The 20,655-nt window shown below is 74.3% G+C and carries 15 protein-coding genes; 2 read left to right on the top strand and 13 right to left on the bottom strand.

Annotated elements, in window-relative coordinates:
* Positions 1-45: 45 nt before the first annotated feature.
* On the top strand, positions 46-1,410 hold the full coding sequence (locus FRADC12_RS01300; protein ID WP_052710624.1) for an FAD-binding oxidoreductase: 1,365 nt from the start codon (positions 46-48) through the stop codon (positions 1,408-1,410).
* An 83-nt stretch (positions 1,411-1,493) separates the two neighbouring features.
* Positions 1,494-2,795, top strand: a complete 1,302-nt coding sequence (locus FRADC12_RS01305) for a serpin family protein (protein WP_045875235.1) — start codon at positions 1,494-1,496, stop codon at positions 2,793-2,795.
* Between the two features lie 35 nt (positions 2,796-2,830).
* On the opposite strand, the gene FRADC12_RS01310 is transcribed toward FRADC12_RS01305, so the two are convergent.
* The 13 genes from FRADC12_RS01310 to FRADC12_RS01370 all read right to left on the bottom strand — a co-directional run bounded on the left by FRADC12_RS01310 (position 2,831) and on the right by FRADC12_RS01370 (position 20,514).
* Complete coding sequence (locus FRADC12_RS01310) at positions 2,831-4,330, bottom strand: glycoside hydrolase family 130 protein (protein ID WP_052710625.1); 1,500 nt, start codon at positions 4,328-4,330, stop codon at positions 2,831-2,833.
* The gene (locus tag FRADC12_RS01315) at positions 4,327-5,430 is read right to left on the bottom strand and encodes a glycosyltransferase (RefSeq protein WP_232303532.1); all 1,104 of its coding nucleotides are present in this window, start codon (positions 5,428-5,430) and stop codon (positions 4,327-4,329) included. The genes FRADC12_RS01310 and FRADC12_RS01315 overlap by 4 nt, the downstream gene beginning before the upstream one ends.
* Positions 5,427-6,680 carry a glycosyltransferase gene (locus FRADC12_RS01320; RefSeq protein ID WP_045878916.1) on the bottom strand — a complete coding sequence of 418 codons (1,254 nt, stop codon included), beginning with the start codon at positions 6,678-6,680 and terminating at the stop codon, positions 5,427-5,429. Before FRADC12_RS01320 ends, FRADC12_RS01315 begins: the two co-directional genes overlap by 4 nt.
* Before the next feature lie 134 nt (positions 6,681-6,814).
* Positions 6,815-6,994, bottom strand: a complete 180-nt coding sequence (locus tag FRADC12_RS01325; protein ID WP_045875236.1) for a hypothetical protein — start codon at positions 6,992-6,994, stop codon at positions 6,815-6,817.
* 235 nt (positions 6,995-7,229) lie between these two features.
* Positions 7,230-8,843, bottom strand: coding sequence for a phytoene desaturase family protein (locus FRADC12_RS01330; RefSeq protein WP_045875237.1), 1,614 nt, complete (start codon positions 8,841-8,843; stop codon positions 7,230-7,232).
* The gene (locus tag FRADC12_RS01335; RefSeq protein WP_045875238.1) at positions 8,840-9,613 is read right to left on the bottom strand and encodes a creatininase family protein; all 774 of its coding nucleotides are present in this window, start codon (positions 9,611-9,613) and stop codon (positions 8,840-8,842) included. Before FRADC12_RS01335 ends, FRADC12_RS01330 begins: the two co-directional genes overlap by 4 nt.
* A gap of 192 nt (positions 9,614-9,805) precedes the next feature.
* Positions 9,806-10,204, bottom strand: coding sequence for a pyridoxamine 5'-phosphate oxidase family protein (locus FRADC12_RS01340; RefSeq protein WP_045878917.1), 399 nt, complete (start codon positions 10,202-10,204; stop codon positions 9,806-9,808).
* Positions 10,205-10,297: 93 nt separating this feature from the next.
* Positions 10,298-10,780: a hypothetical protein gene (locus tag FRADC12_RS01345; RefSeq protein WP_045875239.1), complete on the bottom strand. Its 483-nt coding sequence runs from the start codon at positions 10,778-10,780 to the stop codon at positions 10,298-10,300.
* Positions 10,777-14,187, bottom strand: coding sequence for an NAD-glutamate dehydrogenase domain-containing protein (locus tag FRADC12_RS01350; protein ID WP_232303533.1), 3,411 nt, complete (start codon positions 14,185-14,187; stop codon positions 10,777-10,779). Before FRADC12_RS01350 ends, FRADC12_RS01345 begins: the two co-directional genes overlap by 4 nt.
* 130 nt (positions 14,188-14,317) lie before the next feature.
* The gene (gene gabT / locus FRADC12_RS01355) at positions 14,318-15,712 is read right to left on the bottom strand and encodes a 4-aminobutyrate--2-oxoglutarate transaminase (protein WP_084010383.1); all 1,395 of its coding nucleotides are present in this window, start codon (positions 15,710-15,712) and stop codon (positions 14,318-14,320) included.
* A gap of 298 nt (positions 15,713-16,010) precedes the next feature.
* A complete protein-coding gene (gene fabG / locus FRADC12_RS01360) occupies positions 16,011-16,763 on the bottom strand; it encodes a 3-oxoacyl-ACP reductase FabG (protein ID WP_232303534.1) in 753 nt (250 codons plus the stop codon).
* Positions 16,764-17,235: 472 nt separating this feature from the next.
* A complete protein-coding gene (locus FRADC12_RS01365) occupies positions 17,236-19,560 on the bottom strand; it encodes an FdhF/YdeP family oxidoreductase (RefSeq protein WP_045875242.1) in 2,325 nt (774 codons plus the stop codon).
* 90 nt (positions 19,561-19,650) lie between these two features.
* Positions 19,651-20,514 carry a GNAT family N-acetyltransferase gene (locus FRADC12_RS01370; protein WP_052711236.1) on the bottom strand — a complete coding sequence of 288 codons (864 nt, stop codon included), beginning with the start codon at positions 20,512-20,514 and terminating at the stop codon, positions 19,651-19,653.
* Positions 20,515-20,655: the final 141 nt, after the last annotated feature.

The raw sequence follows: 20,655 nt of genomic DNA on the forward strand, positions 1-20,655 counted from the left end.
GCCCTGCCAGGCGGCCACCGGGCCTGTATCGCTGGAAGGAAGCCCATGGCGGAACCCACGGCCCGCCCCCGGTTCGAACAGGCACGCCTGCCCAAGGCCACGCCGGTCGATCCGGAGGCGCTCAACAGCCTCGACGACGAGCTGAGCCGGATCCTCGGCGCGGGCGCCGTCGCCCGGGACGACGCCACGCGGCTGACCGCGTCGGCCGACTGGGCGCACATGAGCCCGGTGCTCCAGCCGATGCTGCCCGGCGGCGTCGCGGACCTCGTCGTGCGCCCGCCGGACGCCGACGGGATCGCCGCCGCGGTTGGCGCGGCGCACCGCCACCGCGTCCCGGTCACCGTCCGCGGCCAGGGCACCGGCAACTACGGCCAGGGCATCCCGCTGTTCGGCGGCCTGGTGATCGACACGTCCCGGGCGACGAAGGTGCTCGCGGTCGAGGACGGCTGGATCACCGCCGAGGCCGGCGCGTCCTTCGTCCTGATGGAGAAGGCGGCGCTGGCCACCGGCCAGGAGCTGGCCATCATGCCCTCGACCGTCGGCTCCACGATCGGCGGCTTCATCGCGGGCGGCGCCGGCGGCACCGGCTCGATCGCGAACGGCGCCATCTGGGACGGCTACATCCGCTCGCTGCGGGTCGTGCCCTGCACCGCCGACGCCACCCCGGTCGACGTCGGCTACCCGGACAACATCGCGCAGTCACACGCCTACGGGGTCAGCGGCGTGATCTCGACCGCCACCGTCGCCCTGCGCCCGGCGCGGAGCTGGACCGCGCTGTTCACCTCGTTCCCGGAGCTGGACGGCGCCGTCGCCGCCGGCCTGGAGCTGTTCGACCTGGAGCCGACGCCCCGGCTGCTGTCCCTGGACGAGGCGGGCGTCGTCGCGACCTACCGCCCGGCCGACCCGGCGATGCCCGCCGACCGGCTGTCCGTCCGCGGGATCGTCACCGTGGACAGCGTCGACGCGGCGACGGCGATCGTCGAGCGCCACGGCGGCCGGGTCGAGGCGGTGCGGCCGAAGGGGCCGGCGCTGGTGACGTCGCTGTCCTACAACCACACCACCTACCGGGTGCGCAAGGCCCGCCCCGAGCTCACCCACCTGCAGTGCTCGGGCCCCGGGCTGACCGCGCGCCGGTCCGAGGTCGCCGAGATCGCCCCCGAGTCGCTGCTGCACCTGGAGGGCTTCTACCAGCCGTCCACCGGCGGCCGGGACTGGGCGTCGATGCTGTTCCTGCGCTTCGACGACGTCGACACCCTCTACGACCGGATGACGCGGCTCGCCGACGTCGAGGTCTACGTCAACGACCCGCACACCTGGGTCCTGCACTACAACCTCGACCTCATCCGCGCGGCGGCGGCACGCTTCGACCCCGACGGCCTGCTCAACCCCGGCAAGCTCCCGGCCGCCTGACCCGTGGCCCCGCCCGCCGGGGCGGGTCGCGTACCCGACAGGATTCGCGGAACCGCACCGGCTGGGGCCGCGTCCAACCGGCCATGCTTGCGCGACGTGAGTTCCTGCGAGGGGCGGTGCTGGGCGCGGCCGGCCTCGGGGTCGGCACGCTGGCCACCGGGTGCGGATCGAACGGCTCCCCCAGCGGGCCGGTGGCGACGGCCGGCGACCAGAGCCGCGCGGCCGCGGACGGCGCGGCGCTGCCCGGGGCCGCCGCGGCCGTCACCGCCTTCAGCGCCGATCTGTACCGGAGGCTCTCAGCCGGCGCCGCCGGCAACCTGATCTGCTCGCCATACTCGGCGGCGATGGCGCTGGCCATGGCGCGCGCCGGCGCCGCCGGGCGCACGGCCACCGAGCTGGACACCGTGCTGCACGCTCCCACGGCCGGCGGCGGCGATCCGCTAGCGCCCGGGCTGAACGCGCTGACCCTGGCACTGGGCGCTCGCGCCGGCGCACGCAAGGACATCCACGGCGTGAAGGCGACGATCAGCCTCGACGTGGCGAACGCGCTCTGGGGCCAGGACGGCGAGCAGTGGGAGGCGCCGTTCCTGGCCAGCCTGGCCCGGTACTACGGCGCGGGCATGCGGCTCGTCGACTACCGCGCCGACTCGGCCGGCGCCGCGAAGGCGATCAACGCCTGGACCTCCCAGCAGACCAAGGGCCGCATTCCCAAGATCGTCGATGGCCTGGACGCCTCCACCCGCCTGGTACTCACCAGCGCGCTGTACCTGCGCGCCCCCTGGAACTCCCCGTTCGGCGACGCACAGCCCGCGCCGTTCACCCGCCTCGACGGCTCGGTCGTCCAGGCACAGCTGATGAGCGTCGACGCCTACGACGCGGGCTACGCGACCGGGCCTGACTGGCAGGCGGTCGACGTCCCCTATGCGGGCGGTGAGCTGGCGATGGCGGTGATCCTGCCCGATCAGGGCCGGTTCGATGCTGTCCGTTCCGCCCTCGACGGGACCGCGCTGCGCAGCCTGCTGACCGGTCTGCACGTGACCGGCGTCCAGCTCGACCTGCCGAAGTGGACGACGCGCACCCGCGTCCGCCTCGACGACGCGCTGGTCGCACTGGGCATGCCGACCGCGTTCGGCGACAGCGCCGACTTCAGCGGCATGACCACGACCGAACGGCTTTCCATCGCCGCGGTCCCGCAGGAGGCGTTCGTCGCCGTCGACGAGCACGGCACCGAGGCCGCGGCCGCCACCGCCGTCGTCATGGGCATCTCCGCGATCGTCGCGCCAACCCGCAAGGTAACCGTCAACCGGCCTTACCTCTACGTCATCCACGACCGCCCCATCGGCACCCCGCTCTTCCTCGGCCAGGTCACCGACCCGACCGCGTAGGCAGGCGTCCAGCGAACCAGGCGGGCCGGGTCAGATCACCCGGAGGTCATTCGCGCGAGGACGCTCGCTACCGGGACGCTGGCCAGGCCCACCCGGACGTCGTCGATGCCGTAGGGCAGCCACAGCAGGCCGTCGTGGACGAGGCCGCCGCAGGAGTAGACGACGTTGGGGACGTAGCCGTCCCGCTCCGCCGGAGCCGGGCACAGCAGCGGCTCGGGCAGCGCGCCCAACACCGTCGTCGGGTTCGCGAGGTCGAGCAGGATCGCCCCGATGCTGTACGTCCGCATCGGCCCGACCCCGTGGGTGAGGACGAGCCAGCCCTCGGGGGTCTCGATGGGCGAGCCGCAGTTGCCGACCTGCAGGAGCTCGAACGCCGACCGCGGCGCGTGGACAGGGGCCGGCGGCCCCCAGGCATGGCCGTCCCCGGAGATGGTGATGCTGGTCGTCTCGCCGTCGCACCGGCACAGCGCCGTGTGGCAACCGGCGACGAGCCGAGGGAACAGGGCCATGCCCTTGTTGCGCGCCGCCGGGCCCGTGACCGGGGAGGAGGTGAAGACCCTCAGGTCGGGACTGGTCAGTCGCCGCGGAAGGATGCGCTCGCCGTCGTAGGCGGTGTACGTCGCGCGGTAGTCGACCGTTCCGTCGGGCGCTGTGAAGCGCACGAAGCGGGCGTCCTCCATGCCGCTGCTCTCGACCGTGACGGCGGGCCACAGTACCCGCTGCGCCAGGGCGCTGTCGGCGGGGAACTCGACCCGGTGCAACAGGCCGGCCGCCGTCCGGACCCGCGCCATGATCCCGGCCGCCTGCAGGCGTCGGAGCAGGTCGGGCGGCACCTGAGCGAACGCGCGCTCGATGTCGCTCTCGTCCCCGGCCGGCTGGCCGTCAAGACCGTCGAGCACGGCGCTGGTCACCTCGTCGTCGAGCCCGTGCTCGACGAGCACGGCCCGCAGCTGGCCAGGTTCCCAGTCGACCGGTACCGCGACGCCGACGGTCAGCGGGCCGGCCCGCGGCTCCAGTCGCACCGTGGGACCGGGCCCGACCACACAGGCCGCGAAGCCGATCGAGGACAGGTGGCCTTCACCGATCCCGCGCAGGCTCAGCGCCACCCGCAGTGCTCCGGGGGCGAGCCCCGACTGGTCAGGATGCGCCACCGCCGAGGGGTTGGTCACCGCGGCGCCCTCCACCGCGTACTCGGCGGTGAAACACGCGCCGAGCAGCAGCAGACGGGCCGGCGACAGCGTGGCGGGCGCCCGCAGCCGGGAAGCCACCGCGGCGGCGTGCCGGGTCAGGAGCCCCTGGTAGTCCCGGTGACGCGGCGTGAACGTCACCAGCAGACCCTCGACGAGGCCCACGACCTCCGGCTCCGGCAGCGCGAGCACCCGGGCGACGATGCCGGCGGCCCGGGAGCCGGACTCGCCGGCCTCCTCCCCGGGCAGGAACAGCCGCGCGATGACCCGGCCCGGGTCCGCGGCCAGCGTCACGGGATGTCGCGTGACCTCGACCGGCGGGCTCGTCGCCCGGGCCAAGCTGCTCACGGCCCGGCTCCCGAGCTCGCCGGTCGAGCCGGCGCGGCCGGCAGCACCGGCCTGGTGGGGGCGGCCGGCTCGGCCGACGCCACCGGCGCCGAGAGCAGGCGGCGGGCATGCTGGGCCGTCGAGAGCAGCGCCAGGGTCGACTCGGCCCCCTGGTTCAGGTTGCGGCCGTGACGCTCAAGGCCGTCGCAGCAGCCGCCCGAGCTGGTGTCGACGAGCGGCACCATGCTGTCGTTGTCGCCGAGGAACCAGGCGTGCGCCTGGCGTAGCCCGACCAGCCACCGCGGGTGGCCGGTCAGGTCGTAGGCCCGGGCGCAGGCGTCCGCGAGGGCCGCGGCCTCGATGGGCTGCTGGTCGAACCCGGGCTGGCCGCCCGCCCGCGTCCCGGGCCCGCGGCCGCCGACCGGGGTCAGCGACAGACGACCGCCACGGGTCTCCTTGGCGAGCAGCCATTCCAGCAGCCGCAGACCATCGGCGAGCACCTTCTCGTCCGACAGACAGGCACCGGCGAGGATCAGCGCCTCGGGCACGGCCGCGTTGGCGTACCGCAGCGTCTGTTCCGGCCATGGCCAGGCCGGGTCGCGACTCACCGGCCCGATCGCCGCGACCGCGTCGGTCAGCAGGGCACGCGCGACGGCGTCGCCGGGGTTGACCAGCAGGATCTCCCCGGCGCCCAGCGCCGCGAACGTCATCGCCCGGGGCCAGCTGGAGCGGCGGTGGGCACTGGCGTAGAACCGGGTGCGTGCCGTGGCCCGCAGCCGCATGGTGGGCGCCCGCACCGCCATCGTGCCCAGCCCCCACAGTGCCCGGCCCCACCAGTCGCCCAGGCTCGGCCGGTCACGCCATGGCCCGTCGGCGTCCCGCCGGTTGCGCACGGCCCCGTTCGTGGCCTGCGCGGCGGCGACGAAGGCAAGGTAGCGCTTGAGCAGCCGGATCAGGGTGAACTCCGGATCAGGTTCGCGGGCGAGCACGACCAGCGCGCGAGCGACATCGTCCACGCAGTACCCGTGCTCGGGGCGCGCGACGGTGCCCTCGGCGTGTTCGAACAGGCCGATGTCGTCCGTGAGCCGGATCAGATGGGCGAAGGAGACGTCGACGGTCATCGGTTCGCCAACGCGGGACCGCCGGCGGCCGGCTCGGTCGTCCGGCCGGAGCGCCGGACCGCGCGGCCGACGGAGGGCGCCGGTTCGGTCCGGGCGACCAGCTCGACGGCGAGCCGCTGGTAGCGGCGAGCGACCGCCGGCCACAGCAGCTCCGGGGCGCGCGCCGCGACCGAGTGGGCCAGCCGGTGCCGCAGACCGTCGTCGGTGACCACGGCGCGCACCGCCGCCGCGATAGCCGTGGGGTCGCGGTGCGCCACCAGCAGGCCGGTGCCGTCGCCCAGAAGCTCCACCGCGTGCGGGAACCGGGTGGCGACGATCGGCTTGTGCGCCGCGACCGCCTCGATGAGCACACCTGAGGTGACCTGGTCGAGCGAGTCGTAGGGCAGCAGCACCAGGTCGGCCGACCGCACCAGCTCCGCCAGCGCGGCCGCGTCACGGTAGCGGGCGTCGAAGACGACCGACCCGGCCAGGCCGAGCCGGCGGGCCTGCGCGACCAGCCCGTCGCGGTAGGCCTCCCCCTCGCGGGCGAGCACCTTGGGGTGGGTCTCGCCGGCGACGACGTAGCGCGGGGACGGGCCGAGGTCGGCCAGCGCCGCGAGAGCCGCGATCCCCCACTCGATTCCCTTGCCGGGCCCGATCAGCCCCCAGGTGAGGATCGTCGGCTGCCGGGCCCGCGCCGGCGTCGGCACGGGCGCCGCTGCCCGTGCCGACGCCGGGCGGTGGTCGCCGGCGGCGCCGTGCGGGATGACCGACACCCGGCGCTGGTCGACCCGATAGCCGGCGGCCAGCCGGTCACGGGCTGTCTCGGTCATGACGACGATCGCGGCCGCCGCCGCGGCCACCGCCTCCAGGATCTGGCGCTGATGCGGGGTCGGCCTGGTGAGCACAGTGTGCAGGACGACGACCGCGGGGACCTCGAGGCGGCGCAGGACGTCGACGACCTCGGCGCCGTCCCGGCCGCCGTAGACGCCGTACTCGTGCTGCACCAGGACGACGTCGAAACGGTTCAGCAGCCTGGCCGCGTGGGCGGGGCCTCCGCTCGTCCCGGCGACCAGGTCGCCTATCACCTCGGCCGGACCCGCCGGGGCCAGGCCTGCACCCGTCCCGGCTGGCGCGTCCAGCAGTCGCACGACGCCGCTGGGGGCTCCCGGCACCAGGGTGGTCAGGTGTTCGCGCAGCGCCGCCGTGAAGGTGGCGAGCCCGCACTGCGTCGGCGGGTACGTGCTGAGAAATCCGTAACCCAGGGGCACGATGCCCATCCTTCCGAGCGTCGCCGGCATCGGGCCGCCGGCAGGCACAAGAGCATCGAGCTCGGCCCGAAAACGCCGAGGAATTCCGGGTCAGAGATCATGAACAAGTGGCGTACCCTACGCCCGGGAAAATGTCAGAAAATCTCGTCCAAACGCGATCGCAGCAAAAAGTTCGGCGAGTTCACCAGACCGTGCCGCCAGAGCCGCCCCCAGCGCTGCGCACCGATCATGGCTCTGGCCTCGTCGCTCAGCTGATGCATGCCGCGCGTCAGGCCGCGCCGGATCCCCTGGTCAGGGGCAACAGTCTTCGACATCTGGGTGGTCCTCCTAGGCTCATGCCGTGCGGAGGAGCACCGGCCGCCAGGAGGCCCGCGACAAAACTCGGTGGCTGGATGACCTCGTGTGGTCAGCGCCCAGGCACCCGTCGCGCCAGTGGTTGGTACTCAACCTTCTTAAGTTCCAACCCCGGTATATCTCCCGGGGCGAACAAAAGCAAATTGGTCTACGGCAACCGCCGGCCGGTTTTGGAAAATGAAGTCGAGCGCCGGCTCAGTGGCGGCCGAGGATGGTCCGGGCGGCGTTGCGGCCGGAGGCGCCCCAGACGCCGGCGCCGGGGAAGGTGGCGCCGCCGGTGAGGTAGAGGCCGGCTACCGGGGTCTTGTAGCGGGAGAGCTCGCGGCGGCGGCCGAGCAGGGCCGACATGACGCCGTCGGGGAAGCTCGGGACGTAGCCGCGGCGCAGGTAGAACTCGCGTTCGTAGTCGGGCGGGGTCATCGCGCGCCAGTCGCGCACCGACCTCAGCAGCTCCGGGCCGTTCTCGCAGATCGAGGCGTACTGCTCCAGCCAGCCCCAGGGCAGCGCGCGGTCGCCCCAGCCGCCTTCGAGCGCCCACGGGGTCCAGAGGATCTCCTGGCTCAGCACGTGCGCGCCGGGGCCGGGCCTCATCGTCTCGTCCAGCACTGACGGGATGTTCAGGAAGAACATCGGCCGCTGCGCGATCAGGCCCCGTTTCAGGTCGGCGGACGCCTCGATCTGCTGCCGCGGGGTGGGGCTGACGATCGTCGTCGGAACGTGGCGCAGCGCCGCGGGCAGCACGTCCTCGGGCAGGGCGGCGACGGCGCGCGGCGTCGGCAGCGCGGTGACGACCGCGTCGAGCTTCGACTCGTAGCCGTCCTCGGCCGGCGCGGCGGCCCAGCGCCGGCGCAGCCGGGCGGCGGCGTGCTCGCCGGCGAGCCAGTCGACCAGCAGGGTCCGCGGGTCGGTGGCGTTGACGACAGTGTGCGCGGTGACCCGCCGGCCGTCGGCGAGGCGCACGCCGTGAGCCCGTCCGCCGCTGGCGTCGAGGCCGGTCACCCGCGCGCCGGTGACGACCCGACCGCCATGGGCCCGCACGTACCGTTCGAGGGCGGCGGGAACCGCGCCGCTGCCGCCGACCGGCCGGCCGACGCCGACGAGGTGGCGGATCGCGAGGCCCAGCGCGCCTAGGCCGGTGCCCGGCGCATCCGGGCCCAGGCCCCAGACCGCGGGGCCGACCGTGTGCGTCGCCGCGATCACCCAGGAGGGCAGGCCGAACGACGTCAGCACGTCGACGAGGCTGCGGCGCGGCCAGTCCAGCAGCACGTTGGCGCCGCGAAGCCGCTGCCGCGCGACGACGGTGGCGACGATCGACGGCGTGGTCGGCCGGCCGCCCTGCACGGCCAGCACGAGCTTCGCCGCGGGCAGCGCGACGTCGAGGTAGCGCCGGTAGGCGTCGGCCGCGGCCGGGGCGACGCGGGCGAGGCCGTCGACGGTCCGCTCGATGGAACGCCACTGGATGAAGACGGGCTCGTCGGCCCAGCCGACGGCGATGAGCATCGGGTCGACGTCGAGGTAGCGCAGGCCGTGGGCGGCGAGGTCGAGCTCCTCGACGATGCCGCTCGCCCGGATCATCGTGTGGTCGCAGTTGCAGATGTTGACCCGGGCGCCGATCGCGTCGACGGTCGACGCGCACCCGCCGGCCTGCCCGCGGGCCTCCAGGACGACGACCGAGCGCCCGGCCCGGGCCAGGTAGGCCGCGCAGGCCAGCCCGTTGTGCCCGCCGCCGATGACGACGGCGTCCGCCCTGGGCGGCAGCGCGTCAGGGACCGGGGCGCGCACGCCCGCGGCCGCGACGTCGGCCGTCACCGGCTGGTCCTGGGGTCGAACCGGGCGATCTCGCGCAGCGACGCGGCCGCGGTCTCGACCATCGCCTCGTAGCGCTGCTTGCCGTGTTCGGCGGTGGCGCCGGTCGGGTCGCCGATCGTGCCGTCGGTGCCGAAGTCGTCGGACAGCCAGCCGAACGACACCGAACGGCCGAAACCGACCCGCTCGTACGACGCCAGGTGCTCGGGCACGGACCGGGTCCCCAGGTCGAGACGGACCAGCTCGGGGCGCAGGTGCAGCAGCACCGACGTCTCCTCGATGCCGGCGTGGATGCCCATCCCCAGCTCGGAGGCCGGCGATGTCCCGCCCTGGTCGGGTGGGACCGACGGGTGCATGACGAAGGTGCGCAGGCCGTGCGCGAGCCGCAGGTCGCGGCTGGCGACCTGCAGCAGGGCGCTGTTGCCGCCGTGGCCGTTGAGGAACACCAGCCGCTGGACCGGCGTCGTCGCCAGGCAGCGGCCCAGGTCGTCGAGCATCGCCAGCATCGTCGCCGCGGACAGCCACATCGTGCCAGCCGACCAGGCATGCTCGTTGGACTTGCTGTAGGCCAGGGCCGGCAGCAGCAGCAGGTCGATCTCGTCGCCGTAGGCCGCCACGACGTCCCGGCCGAGGCTGTCGGCCACGACCAGGTCCGTCGAGAGCGGCAGATGTGGCCCGTGCTGCTCGACGGACCCGACCGGCAGGACCGCCACCGCCCCGGGCGACAGGTCCGCGATCTCGGGAGCCCTCAGGTCGGCAAAGATCCGGGTCATGCTGCCTCCAGCCGCCGGGCGAACACGTCCGGCCCGGCGGCACCCCGCCCGGCCGTCCAGGTCTGCCCCTAGATGTTCGCCTGACCAACACTGCATCTGACCAACACTGTGGCGACCCGGCATGACAGACCCGTCAGCGCCAAATTTCCCGGCCGTGAAGTCGCGGGCCCGCCGGCGGCCGCGGCGGCCTGGTCAGCCGCTCGGGCGCACCCGGGTCGCGTCGAAGGTGACGGCGACCCGGGGCTCGAGGCCGGGGGCGCCGAACTGCTCCAGGGTCAGTCCGTAGCTGGCGAGCAGGCTGGTCAGGAACGACTTGTCGCTGTCGTCCTCGATCGAGGCCGTCGCGCGGATCTCCAGGGACCGGAACGGGTTGTCCGCGGCAAGCGCGAACACCGTCGCCGTCGGGTTGGCCAGCAGGTTCTTGTACTTCTGACGATTCTTCGACAGTGACGTCCGCAGCACGCCGTCCTCGCCGAGCAGGGACCAGACCGCCGTCGTCTGGATCGAGCCGTCCGAGTTGACCGTGCTCAGCATGATCGTGGTGCCGGTGAACAGGTCCCGGTGTGTCTCCGGCACCAGCAGGTCCGCCATCTCCGCTGTCTCCTCAATGTCGATCGGACGGGTGGTACCGCTGTTCAACCCAGGCCAAGTCACCAGGTGTTCCGCCTGGCGGCGGACATGCCGTCAGGGCATCTCCATGGTCTGGGCGACCCGCAGCTCCTCGAAGGCCCGATCAAGCTCCGGGCCGAGCCGGGCGCCGAGGCGGCGCAGCAGCTCGTCGACGACGAGGGCGCAGGCGATCGGCAGCGCGTCCCGGTCGAGGCTCGGCCGCGACGCGTCGTCCGGCGGGTGCACACCCAGCGCGCCGGCGAGCACGACCAGCGCCGCGTCCGGGTCGAGGCCGCCGAGCCAGCCGGCCGCCGGCCGGGCCACCTCGCCGTACAGTGCCCGGATGTCGTCCCCGTCGAGGCCATCCGGGTAGGCCCGCTCGACCAGGCCGAGGGTCAGCCGGTGCAGCACGTCGCGGACCAGGACCTCGTCGCAGCCCCGCAGCCGCTCGCAGGCCGCCCGCAACGCCGCCTCGTCACGCGCCGTCGCGGCACGCCCGAGCTCCGTCACCGCCCGCGTGATGGCCTGCCCCACCGGTGGTAGCCCGGCCGTGGTCACCGGGCCCCGCTGCCCTGCAGGCGGCGGCCGACGCCGGCCGCGTCGAACTGGAAGCGTTCGACCAGGACGCGCAGCTCGTGCAGGGCGACGGTGGCCGCGGCGACATCGATCGGCCCGGTGCCGACCTGGGCGTTCGCCACCCCGGCGGCGCGGGCCGTGACCCGGCGCGGCTCGCCCGACGGCGCGCCGCCGGCCAGCTCGGCGAGGACCGCCCGCAACGGCCCCACCTCCTCGCGACGGGCGTCGAGCCACCGGGAGGTGATCGCCCGTGGCCCCTCGGCCAGCCAGTCCGCCGCGTCCGCGGCCGGTGGGTCGATCGGGGTCACGCCCGCGACGGCGTCGGCCCGGGTCGTGGCGACGACCTGCCAGTCGAGGGTCGCCCACAGCTCGGTGAGCTGGGCCCGCAGCGCGCCCTTCGCGCCGAGGTTCCAGTGCGAGTCCCCGGCCACATCGTCGAGCCGCTCGTAGAGTCCGGCGAGGCCGAGGCGCTCCCCGAGCGCCACGTGAACGCCGGCGGCATCCTCAATCGGGCCGGGTGCGGGGGTAGGCATGGTGACGAGCAGGTCGAGAGCGGTGCCGAGCTCCCCGAGCCCGGCGATCCGCGCAGCGAGGCCCGGCTCGGCCGCGGGGCCGCGGACCCCGAACGACGCGGCGAGATCCGCGGCCGAGGCCCGCAGCCGGCGGGTGACGGTGGCCGTGCCCTCCCGGCCGCGGGCGTGGCGCAGCAGCCACTCCGTGGCCAGCTCGTGGAAGTCGCGGGCCGCGCGCCGGGCCGCCAGCTCGTCGGCGGCGGGCAGGGCCCGGCCGCGCCGGTCGAGGTCGGCCCACAGCTCGTCGAGCCCGAAGAGCACGACGGCGGACGCGCAGGCCCGGACCGCGCCGGCGGTCGTCACGCCGACCTGCTCCTCCAGCCGGAAGACGAAGCCCGGTCCCAGCCGGTTGACCAGCTCGTTCGCCAGGTGGGTCGCGATGATCTCGCGGACCAGCGGGTGGACGCTGATCCGCCGCGCGTACCGCGACCGCACCGCCGGCGGGAAGTAGCGCTGCGCGACCAGGTCGAGCGCCGGCTCGTCGGGCAGCGTCGAGTCCAGCAGCTCCTGGCGGACCAGCGTCTTCGCCTTCGCCTGCAGCACCGCGAGCTCCGGGCGGGTCAGGCCGGCCCCGGCGGCGCGCAGCTCCTCCAGCCGGGCCTCCGACGGCAGGTGTTCCAGCGAGCGGACCAGCCCGGAGCGGGCCTCCAGGTTGCGCAGCAGGCGGCGGTGCCGGTCCAGGTAGAACGACGCGTAGGCGGCCGACAGGTTCACCGCGGCCGCCTGCTGCGCACTGTCGTCGAGCACCGCGGCGGCGACGTCGTCGGCCAGTGCCGCCAGCAGCTCGTCGCGGCCGGCCCGGGTCAGCTCGCCGTCGTCGACCGCGCCGGCGAGCAGGATCTTCAGGTTGACCTCGTGGTCGGAGGTGTCCACCCCGGCGGAGTTGTCCAGGAAGTCGGTGTTGAGCCGCACGCCGTGGTGGGCCGCCTCGACCCGGCCGGCCTGGGTGACGCCGAGGTTCCCGCCCTCGACGACGACCTTCGCCCGCAGCTCGGCGGCGTCGACCCGGACGTCGTCGTTGGCGTGGTCGGCGGCGTCGTCCTGGCTCTCGGTGCTCGCCTTGACGTAGGTACCGATGCCGCCGTTGTAGAGCAGGTCGACCGGGGCCCGCAGCAGGGCACGGATCAGCTCGACCGGCGAGATCCCGTCGTCGTCCCCGGCGGCGGCGGGCAGGCCGAGGACCTCGCGGGCCCGCGCGGACAGCTCCACCCGGCGGGCGTCGCGGCGGAACACGCCGCCGCCGGCCGAGAGGACCTCCGGGTCATAGCCGGCCCAGGACGAGCCGGGCTGGTCGTAGAGCCGCTGCCGCTCGGCGAACGACGCCTCCGGGTCCGGGTCGGGATCGACGAACACGTGGCGGTGGTCGAACGCGCCGACCAGCCGCATCGAGCGCGAGCGCAGCATCCCGTTGCCGAAGACGTCGCCGGACATGTCGCCGATGCCGACGGCGGTGAACGGGTCGCTCCCGGCGTCGACGCCGAGCTCGCGCAGGTGCTGGCGGGCCGACTCCCACGCACCCCGCGCGGTGATCCCCATCGCCTTGTGGTCGTAGCCGACCGACCCGCCGGAGGCGAACGCGTCGCCGAGCCAGTAGCCGTGCTCGGCGGCGATCTCGTTCGCCAGGTCGGAGAAGGACGCGGTGCCCTTGTCGGCGGCGACGACGAGGTAGGGGTCGGGCTCGTCATAGGCGACGGTCCGCTCGGGCCCGACGGGCTTGCCGGCGACCAGGTTGTCGGTGACGTCGAGCAGCGCTGAGACGAAGGTCCGGTAGGCCGCCCGCACCCGGGCCTGGTCCGGCCGCCCGCCGCCGGTGGCCCGGCCGCGGAGCGCCGGCTCATGCAGGACGAAGGCACCCTTGGCCCCGTCCGGCACGATCACGACGTTCTTGGTGACCTGCGCGCGGAACAGGCCGTGCACCTCGGTGCGGTAGTCCTCGGGCCGGTCGGAGAACCGCAGCCCGCCGCGAGCGACCCGGCCGCCGCGCAGGTGCACGCCCTCGACCTCGGGCGACGTCACGAAGACCTCGACCCACGGCCGCGGCGGCGCCAGCAGCGCGAGCCGGCTGGACGCGATCTTCAGAGCGAGCGCCGGGCGGGGCGCCCCGGTCGCGTCGCGCTGGTAGAAGTTGGTGCGCACGACGGTGGTGAGCACGTCGCGCAGCCCGCGCAGGATGCGGTCCTCGTCGAGACTGGCGACGTTCCCCAGCAGCACGTCGAGGGTGGCCGCCGCCTGCTGGGCCGCCGGCTCCCGGGTCCGCGCCGGCCGGTCGGGGTCGAACCGGGCCCGGAAGAGCTCCAGCAGGGCCTGCGCGAACGCGGGGTTGGCGAGCACCGTCCGCTCGGCGTAGCCGTGGCTGAACGTGACCCCGGTCTGGTGCAGGAACCGCCAGGCGGCCCGGATGACGGCGACCTCGCGCCACGGCAGCCCGGCCGTCAGCGCCAGCCGGGTGAAACCGTCCAGCTCCGCCTGCCCGGTCCAGGCCGCCACGAACAGCTGCCGGAACGCGTCACGGGCGTCGTCCGGTGACTGGTCCGGACCGGCGCCGGCGCCGTCGGGCAGCCGCAGCAGGTACTCGTCCTGGGCGGCCGAGTCCCGGGCCCCGGCCGGCGGGCGGCTGTGGTCGACGACCTCGACACCGAGCCGGCCGAACACACCGACCACCGCGGCCAGCGCGGGCCGGCCGGCGCCCGGCGGCCAGGTGAGCACGCAGCGCGCGCCACCCGCCGGTCCCGCCGCGTCGTCGACGAACCTGACCTGCGGGATCCCCTCGTCGCCGCCGGTCGCGAGACCCGCAGCGTCAACGGCCTCCGTTGCCACGCTGCCACCCATGCTCACAGCTCACCGGCTCTGCCCCTAGTGCTGACGGCTCGGCCTCGCCACTTCGGAGGCCGTCCGTATGCCCTCGACCGTAGAACGCCGCGAGCGGCTCGTGTCCTCCCGACGGCGATCAGCCGGCGAGCGACTCCAGAGCCGCGGTGAGGACGGCGAGGCCGTCGTCGAGGAGCTCGTCGCCGATCGCCAGCGGCGGCAACAGGCGCAGGACGTTCCCGTCGGTCCCGCAGGTGAGGACGACGACGCCCTCGCCGTGGCAGCGGCGGGCGACCGCCGAGGCCGCGGCGCTGTCGGGCCGGCCGGTGGCCGGGTCGACGAGCTCGACGGCGAGCATGGCACCCCGGCCACGGACGTCCCCGACCGCCGGGACCCGCTCGGCGACGGCGCGCAGCTTCGGCAGCACCCGAGCGCCGAGGGCGCGGGCCCGCTCGACGAGGCCGTCGCGCTCGATGGTCTCGATGGCGCCGAGGGCGGCGGCACAGGCCAGCGGGTTGCCCCCGTAGGTCCCGCCGAGGCCGCCCGGGTGCGCCGAGTCCATGATCTCGGCCCGGCCGGTGACGGCGGACAGCGGCAGCCCGCCGGCGATGCCCTTGGCGGTGGCGATCAGGTCGGGGACGACGCCCTCGTGCTCGCAGGCGAACATCGCGCCGGTGCGGGCGAACCCGGTCTGCACCTCGTCGGCGACGAAGACCGCGCCGGCCGCCATCGACCAGGCCGCGAGCGCCGGTAGGAAACCCTCCGCCGGCACGACGAAGCCGCCCTCGCCCTGGATCGGCTCGATGAGGACCGCGGCGACGTTGTGCGCGCCGATCTGGCTCTCGATGAGGTGGATCGCCCGGGCCGCCGCCTCGGGGCCGGACAGCCCGTCGCGGTACGGGTACGACAGCGGGACCCGGTAGATCTCCGGGGCGAACGGGCCGAAGCCGTTCTTGTAGGGGTGGTTCTTCGCCGTCAGCGCCATGGTCAGGTTGGTGCGGCCGTGGTAGGCGTGGTCGAACACGACGACAGCCTGCCGCCCGGCGTGGATCCGGGCGATCTTGACAGCGTTCTCGACGGCCTCAGCCCCGGAGTTGAACAGCGCCGAGCGCTTCTCGTGGTCGCCGGGGGTGAGCCGGGCCAGCTGCTCACAGACCGCGACGTAGCCCTCATACGGCGTGATCATGAAGCAGGTGTGGGTGAACGCCTGGACCTGGTTGATCACGTTGTCGACGACGGCCGGGGCGCTGTTGCCGACGGTCGTCACCGCGATCCCGGAGCCCAGGTCGATCAGCGCGTTGCCGTCGACGTCGACCAGGATGCCGCCGCCGGCCGCCGCCACGAACACCGGGAAGGTGATCGAGACGCCCCGGGCGACCGCGGCCTCGCGGCGGGCCAGCAGCTCCCGGGACCGCGGCCCCGGGAGCTCGGTGACCAGGTGACGCCGCTGCGGCAGACCAGGCCCGCCGGTCACCGCGAGCGGGCCGGCGGGCGCTGCGGAAACCGGCGTCAACGGGCCGGCAGTCGTCGTCATCCCTCTACGGTAGGCCGAACGGCCAGGCCGGCGCGGCCGTCGCTCACAACCGCGGCCCTCCAGGCCGCAGCCGACACGCGACCACCGCACCAGCAGAACCGCGGCCCCACCCCGGTGAGCACACCGACCCCGATCAAACGTTGCCAGGCCGGCGCGGCCGTCGCTCACAACCGCGGCCCTCCAGGCCGCAGCCGACACGCGACCACCGCACCAGCAGAGCCGCGGCCCCACCCCGGTGAGCACACCGACCCCGATCAAACGTTGCCAGGTCGGCGCGGCCGTCCAGGCCAGCGCGACCTCAGGCGCGCGGGCCGCCGGCGACGTAGAGGACCTGGCCGGTGACGAAGCCGGCGCCCTCGCTGACGAAGAACGACGCCGCGTGGGCGATGTCGGCCGGCTGGCCGACCCGGGCGACCGGGATCTCCTTGGCGCGGCGGGCCTCGTAGTGCTCCCAGGTCTCGCCGAGGCGCTCGGCGGTCTTGCGGGTCATCTCCGACTCGATGAGGCCCGGCGCGATCGCGTTGGCGGTGACGCCGAACTTGCCGAGCTCGACCGCGAGGGTCTTGGTGAAGCCCTGCAGGCCGGCCTTCGCCGCGGAGTAGTTGACCTGGCCGCGGTTGCCGAGCGCCGAGGTGCTGGACAGGTTGACCACCCGGCCGAACTTCGCCTCGACCATGTACTTCTGCGTCGCCTTGGTCATCAGGAACGCGCCCCGCAGGTGCACGGCCATGACCTGGTCCCACTCGGACGCCGCCATCTTGAAGATGAGGTTGTCGCGGGTGATGCCGGCGTTGTTGATCAGCACGGTCGGCGGGCCGAGCTCGGCCACGACCTTCGCGACCGCCGCCTCGACGGCCGCCGCGTCGCTCACGTCCGCGCCGACGCCGATCGCCTTGCCGCCGGCCGAGACGATCTGGTCGACGACCGGCTTGGTGGCCTGCTCCTCGAGGTCGAGCACCGCGACGGCCAAGCCGTCCTGCGCCAGTCGCTGGGCGATGGCCGCGCCCAGGCCCCGCGCCGCCCCCGTCACGATCGCCACCCGTTCGGTCATGCTGATGTGCTCCCGTTCTCCGGGCGGCTCACGGCCACCGATGATGCAGCGGGTCGTGGCCGGTCCGCCGAAGCCGGCCCGGTACGTGTCGTCGCCGCCATACTGCCGAACCGGGCGGTCCGGGGTCGCCCCGAGCCGGCGGATCTCACGTACGAGGGTGGCTGACGCGGTGGCGACGAACGTGGCGGTGCGCCCGTCTGGCCCGGCCCCTGGCCGGTTGTGTCAGGTTCCGTAAGCCCGGCCGGGGTGCCGGAGGGTTGATGTCGAGGCGGCCGCGCGGCCGACCGAGACAGTCCCAGGGAGGGACCGATGTCAATCCTGACCGACGACATCACCATCACCAACGAGGAGGCGCGCGAGCTGGTCCAGCGCGCGGCCTTCCTCATCCGCAGCCGGCCGATCGATGGCTCGGACCCGCTGCAGGCCGCGTGCTGGAAGCGGTCCGTCGAGGAGTTCCTCAGAACCCGCCGGCTCAGCGCTCGTCGCGCGGTTCCAGCCGGACGACCAGCGACTTCGACGTCGGGGTGTTGGAACGCTCGGCGGTCGAGTCGAGCGGGACCAGGACGTTGGTCTCCGGGAAGTAGGCGGCGGCGCAGCCGGGCGCGGTGGGGTAGGCGACGACGCGGAAGCCCGGCGCGCGCCGCTCGGCCCCGTCCGTCCAGACGCCGACCAGGTCGACGCGCGAGCCGTCGGCGAGGCCGAGGCCAGCCAGGTCCTCGGGGTTGACAAGGACCACCCGGCGGGCGTTGCGGATGCCGCGGTAGCGGTCGTCACGGCCGTAGATCGTGGTGTTGTACTGGTCGTGCGAGCGCACTGTCTGCAGCAGCAGGTGGCCGGGCGGGACGCGCAGCACGGACAGCTCGTTGACCGTGAGGACCGCCCGGCCGGACGGGGTGCGGAACTCCCGCGCGTCACGCGGCGGATGCGGCAGCAGGAACCCGCCGGGCTCGGCGATCTTCTCCTCGTAGCCGTCGAAGCCCGGGATGACGTTCGCGATGTGGGCGCGGATCCGGCGGTAGTCGCCCGAGAGGCCAGCCCAGTCGACGTCCGCGTGGCCGGCCGCGGCCTGGTCGCGCCGGGACAGCGTCGCCGCCGCGAGGCCGGCGATGATCGCCACCTCGGACAGCAGCCGCGGGCCCGCGGGCGCGAGCGTGCCCCGGGAGGCGTGCACGGAGCCCATCGAGTCCTCGACGGTGACCACCTGGGGGCCGGCGGCCTGGACGTCGCGCTCGGTGCGCCCGAGCGTCGGCAGGATCAGCGCGGCCGCGCCGGTGACGGCGTGGGAGCGGTTCAGCTTGGTGGAGATCTGCACGGTGAGCCGGCAGGACCGGATCGCCGCCTCGGTCACCGCGCTGTCCGGTGTGGCGGAGACGAAGTTCCCGCCGAGGCCGACGAACACCGTCGCCCGCCCGTCGCGCATCGCCCGGATCGCGTCGACGACGTCGTACCCGTGGTGGCGCGGCGGCGTGAAGCCGAACTCGGCGCCGAGCAGGTCGAGGAAGGCGTCGGGCATCTTCTCCCAGATGCCCATCGTCCGGTCGCCCTGGACGTTGGAGTGGCCGCGGACCGGGCAGACACCGGCGCCGGGCCGGCCGATGTTGCCCCGCAACAGCAGGAAGTTCACGACCTCACGGATGGTCGCGACGGCGTTGGCGTGCTGGGTGAGGCCCATCGCCCAGCAGACGATGATCTTCTCGGCGGCGAGCACCCGGCCGGCCAGCTCGTCGATCTCGGCGGCGGCCAGGCCCGTCGCGGCGGCGACGTCGGCCTCGTCGAGCGTGCGCAGGTGGGCGGCGAACGCGTCGAACCCGGCGGTGTGCGCGGCCAGGAAGCCATGGTCGAGCACGGCGCCGGGGGCGGCGTCCTCCGCGTCCAGGAGCCGGCGCGACAGCGCCTGGAACAGGGCCAGGTCGCCGTTCACCCGGATCCGCAGGAACTGGTCGGCCAGCGCCGTGCCGGCGCCGACGATCCCGGACGGCTTCTGCGGGTTGCGGAACCGCATCAGCGACGCCTCGGGCAACGGGTTGACGGCGACGACCGAGCCGCCGCGCCGTTTGACCTTCTCCAGCGAGGTCAGCATCCGCGGGTGGTTGGTGCCCGGGTTCTGGCCGACGACCAGGACGAGGTCGGCGTTCTCCAGGTCCTCCAGGGTGACGGAGCCCTTGCCGATGCCGATCGTCTCGGTCAGCGCGCTGCCCGAGGACTCGTGGCACATGTTCGAGCAGTCCGGGAGGTTGTTCGTGCCATAGGCGCGGACGAACAGCTGGTAGAGGAACGCGGCCTCGTTGCTGGTCCGCCCGGACGTGTAGAAGACGGCCTGGTCGGGGCGCTCCAGGGCGGTCAGCTCGGCGGCGACCAGGTCGAACGCGTCGGCCCAGCTCACCGGCTCGTAGTGGTCGCTGCCGGGCCGGCGCAGCATCGGCTCGACGAGGCGGCCCTGCTGGCCGAGCCAGTAGCCGGACCGGCCGGCCAGGTCGGTCAGGCTGTGCTCGGCGAAGAACTCGGGGGTGACCCGGCGCAGCGTCGCCTCCTCGGCGACGGCCTTGGCGCCGTTCTCGCAGAACTCGGCGTGCGCGCGGTGCCTGGGGCCCGGGTCGGGCCAGGCGCAGCCGGGGCAGTCGAAGCCGTCGGCCTGGTTGAGCAGGCGCAGCGTCGTCAGGCTGCGGCGCGCCCCCATCTGTGCCCAGGACTGCGCCAGTGCGTGGGCCACCCCGGGGACGCCGGCCGCCCAGTTCGCCGGCTCGTGCGCCGCGTCGGCGTCGTCCGCCGGATCGCTGACCGGTGCCTTGCGCGCCACGACGCACCTCCCCGCCCGGCGCGGAGGTCCGGACGCCTCTCGGACGCTACGCGCCGGTCTCCCCCGCGGGTACCCGCCGGCCGCGGCCGGCTAGCCGCACTCGCCCCTGCGGACGAACGGCTCATCCTCGTCGTCGTGATCCGGGTCCGGGTCCACGTCCGCCGCGGGCCGCTGCTCGGGAAGGGCTGGGGCCTGGACGAACTGGAAGTTGGTGACCACACGGGTGACGAAGCCGAGGTGCTCGTAGAGCCGGATGGCGTTGACGTTGAGCGCCGAGGCGTGCAGGATCGGCGTCTCGCCCCGGGCGTGGATCCCGGTCGCGACCGCGCGCATCAGCCGGGTGGCCAGGCCCTGGCCGCGCAGGGCCGGGTCCGTGCAGACGGCACTGATCTCGGTGTAGCCGGGGACCCGGAGCCGCTCCCCCGCCATGGCGACGAGCGTGTCCCCCTCGAAGACGCCGAGGTACGAGCCCAGCTCGACGGTGCGCGAGCGGAACGGCCCGGGTTTGGTGCGCTCGACCAGCTCGATCATCGCGGGCACGTCGGCCGGGCCGAGCGGCCGGGCCGCGGGCTCGGGCGCGTCGGTGAACGCGGCGGTGGCGACCATCTGGACGAGGCCGATCCGGTCCAGCACGGTCCAGCCCGCCGGTGGAGCGTCCTCGACGAAGAACAGCGTCGCGACCCCGCCGGGCCCGACGACGGCCGCCAGGTCGTCCCAGGCCCACTCCCCCGGCCCGCCGGCCATCGCTGCGAACGGCGCGACCTCGGGCTGGAACTGCGCGGCCCGCGCGGCCCCGGCCCGGTCGGACCGGTCGGCGAAACCCGCCTGCGGACCGGTCAGCGCCGTCCAGATCACGTTGTCAAGCACGTCGTGGCCCAGCGGGCCGGCCGCGGCGCCCAGACCCTGCTCCGGCGGCCTGTCCTGCTGCGTCCGCACCCGTGTGGCATCCGTCACCGCGATCATCCTCTCGCCCGCCAGCACCCGAACCGACCCAATGGACACCCTACGGCGCCAAGAGCGGCCAGACCGCGCCAGGACGTGGCTGGCACGGAGGGCACGGAGAGGGCACGGCCGCGCAGGCCGGCGTCGCGTGGA

Source organism: Pseudofrankia sp. DC12, assembly GCF_000966285.1.
Classification (GTDB): domain Bacteria; phylum Actinomycetota; class Actinomycetes; order Frankiales; family Frankiaceae; genus Pseudofrankia.

Coding starts and splice junctions, on each gene's coding strand:
- FRADC12_RS01305 (WP_045875235.1), top strand. CDS start 1,494: ATGCTTGCGCGACGTGAGTTCCTGCGAGGGGCGGTGCTGGGCGCGGCC.
- FRADC12_RS01325 (WP_045875236.1), bottom strand. CDS start 6,994: ATGTCGAAGACTGTTGCCCCTGACCAGGGGATCCGGCGCGGCCTGACG.
- gabT (WP_084010383.1), bottom strand. CDS start 15,712: ATGACGACGACTGCCGGCCCGTTGACGCCGGTTTCCGCAGCGCCCGCC.
- FRADC12_RS01315 (WP_232303532.1), bottom strand. CDS start 5,430: ATGACCGTCGACGTCTCCTTCGCCCATCTGATCCGGCTCACGGACGAC.
- FRADC12_RS01340 (WP_045878917.1), bottom strand. CDS start 10,204: ATGGCGGACCTGCTGGTGCCGGAGACACACCGGGACCTGTTCACCGGC.
- FRADC12_RS01300 (WP_052710624.1), top strand. CDS start 46: ATGGCGGAACCCACGGCCCGCCCCCGGTTCGAACAGGCACGCCTGCCC.
- FRADC12_RS01335 (WP_045875238.1), bottom strand. CDS start 9,613: ATGACCCGGATCTTTGCCGACCTGAGGGCTCCCGAGATCGCGGACCTG.
- fabG (WP_232303534.1), bottom strand. CDS start 16,763: ATGACCGAACGGGTGGCGATCGTGACGGGGGCGGCGCGGGGCCTGGGC.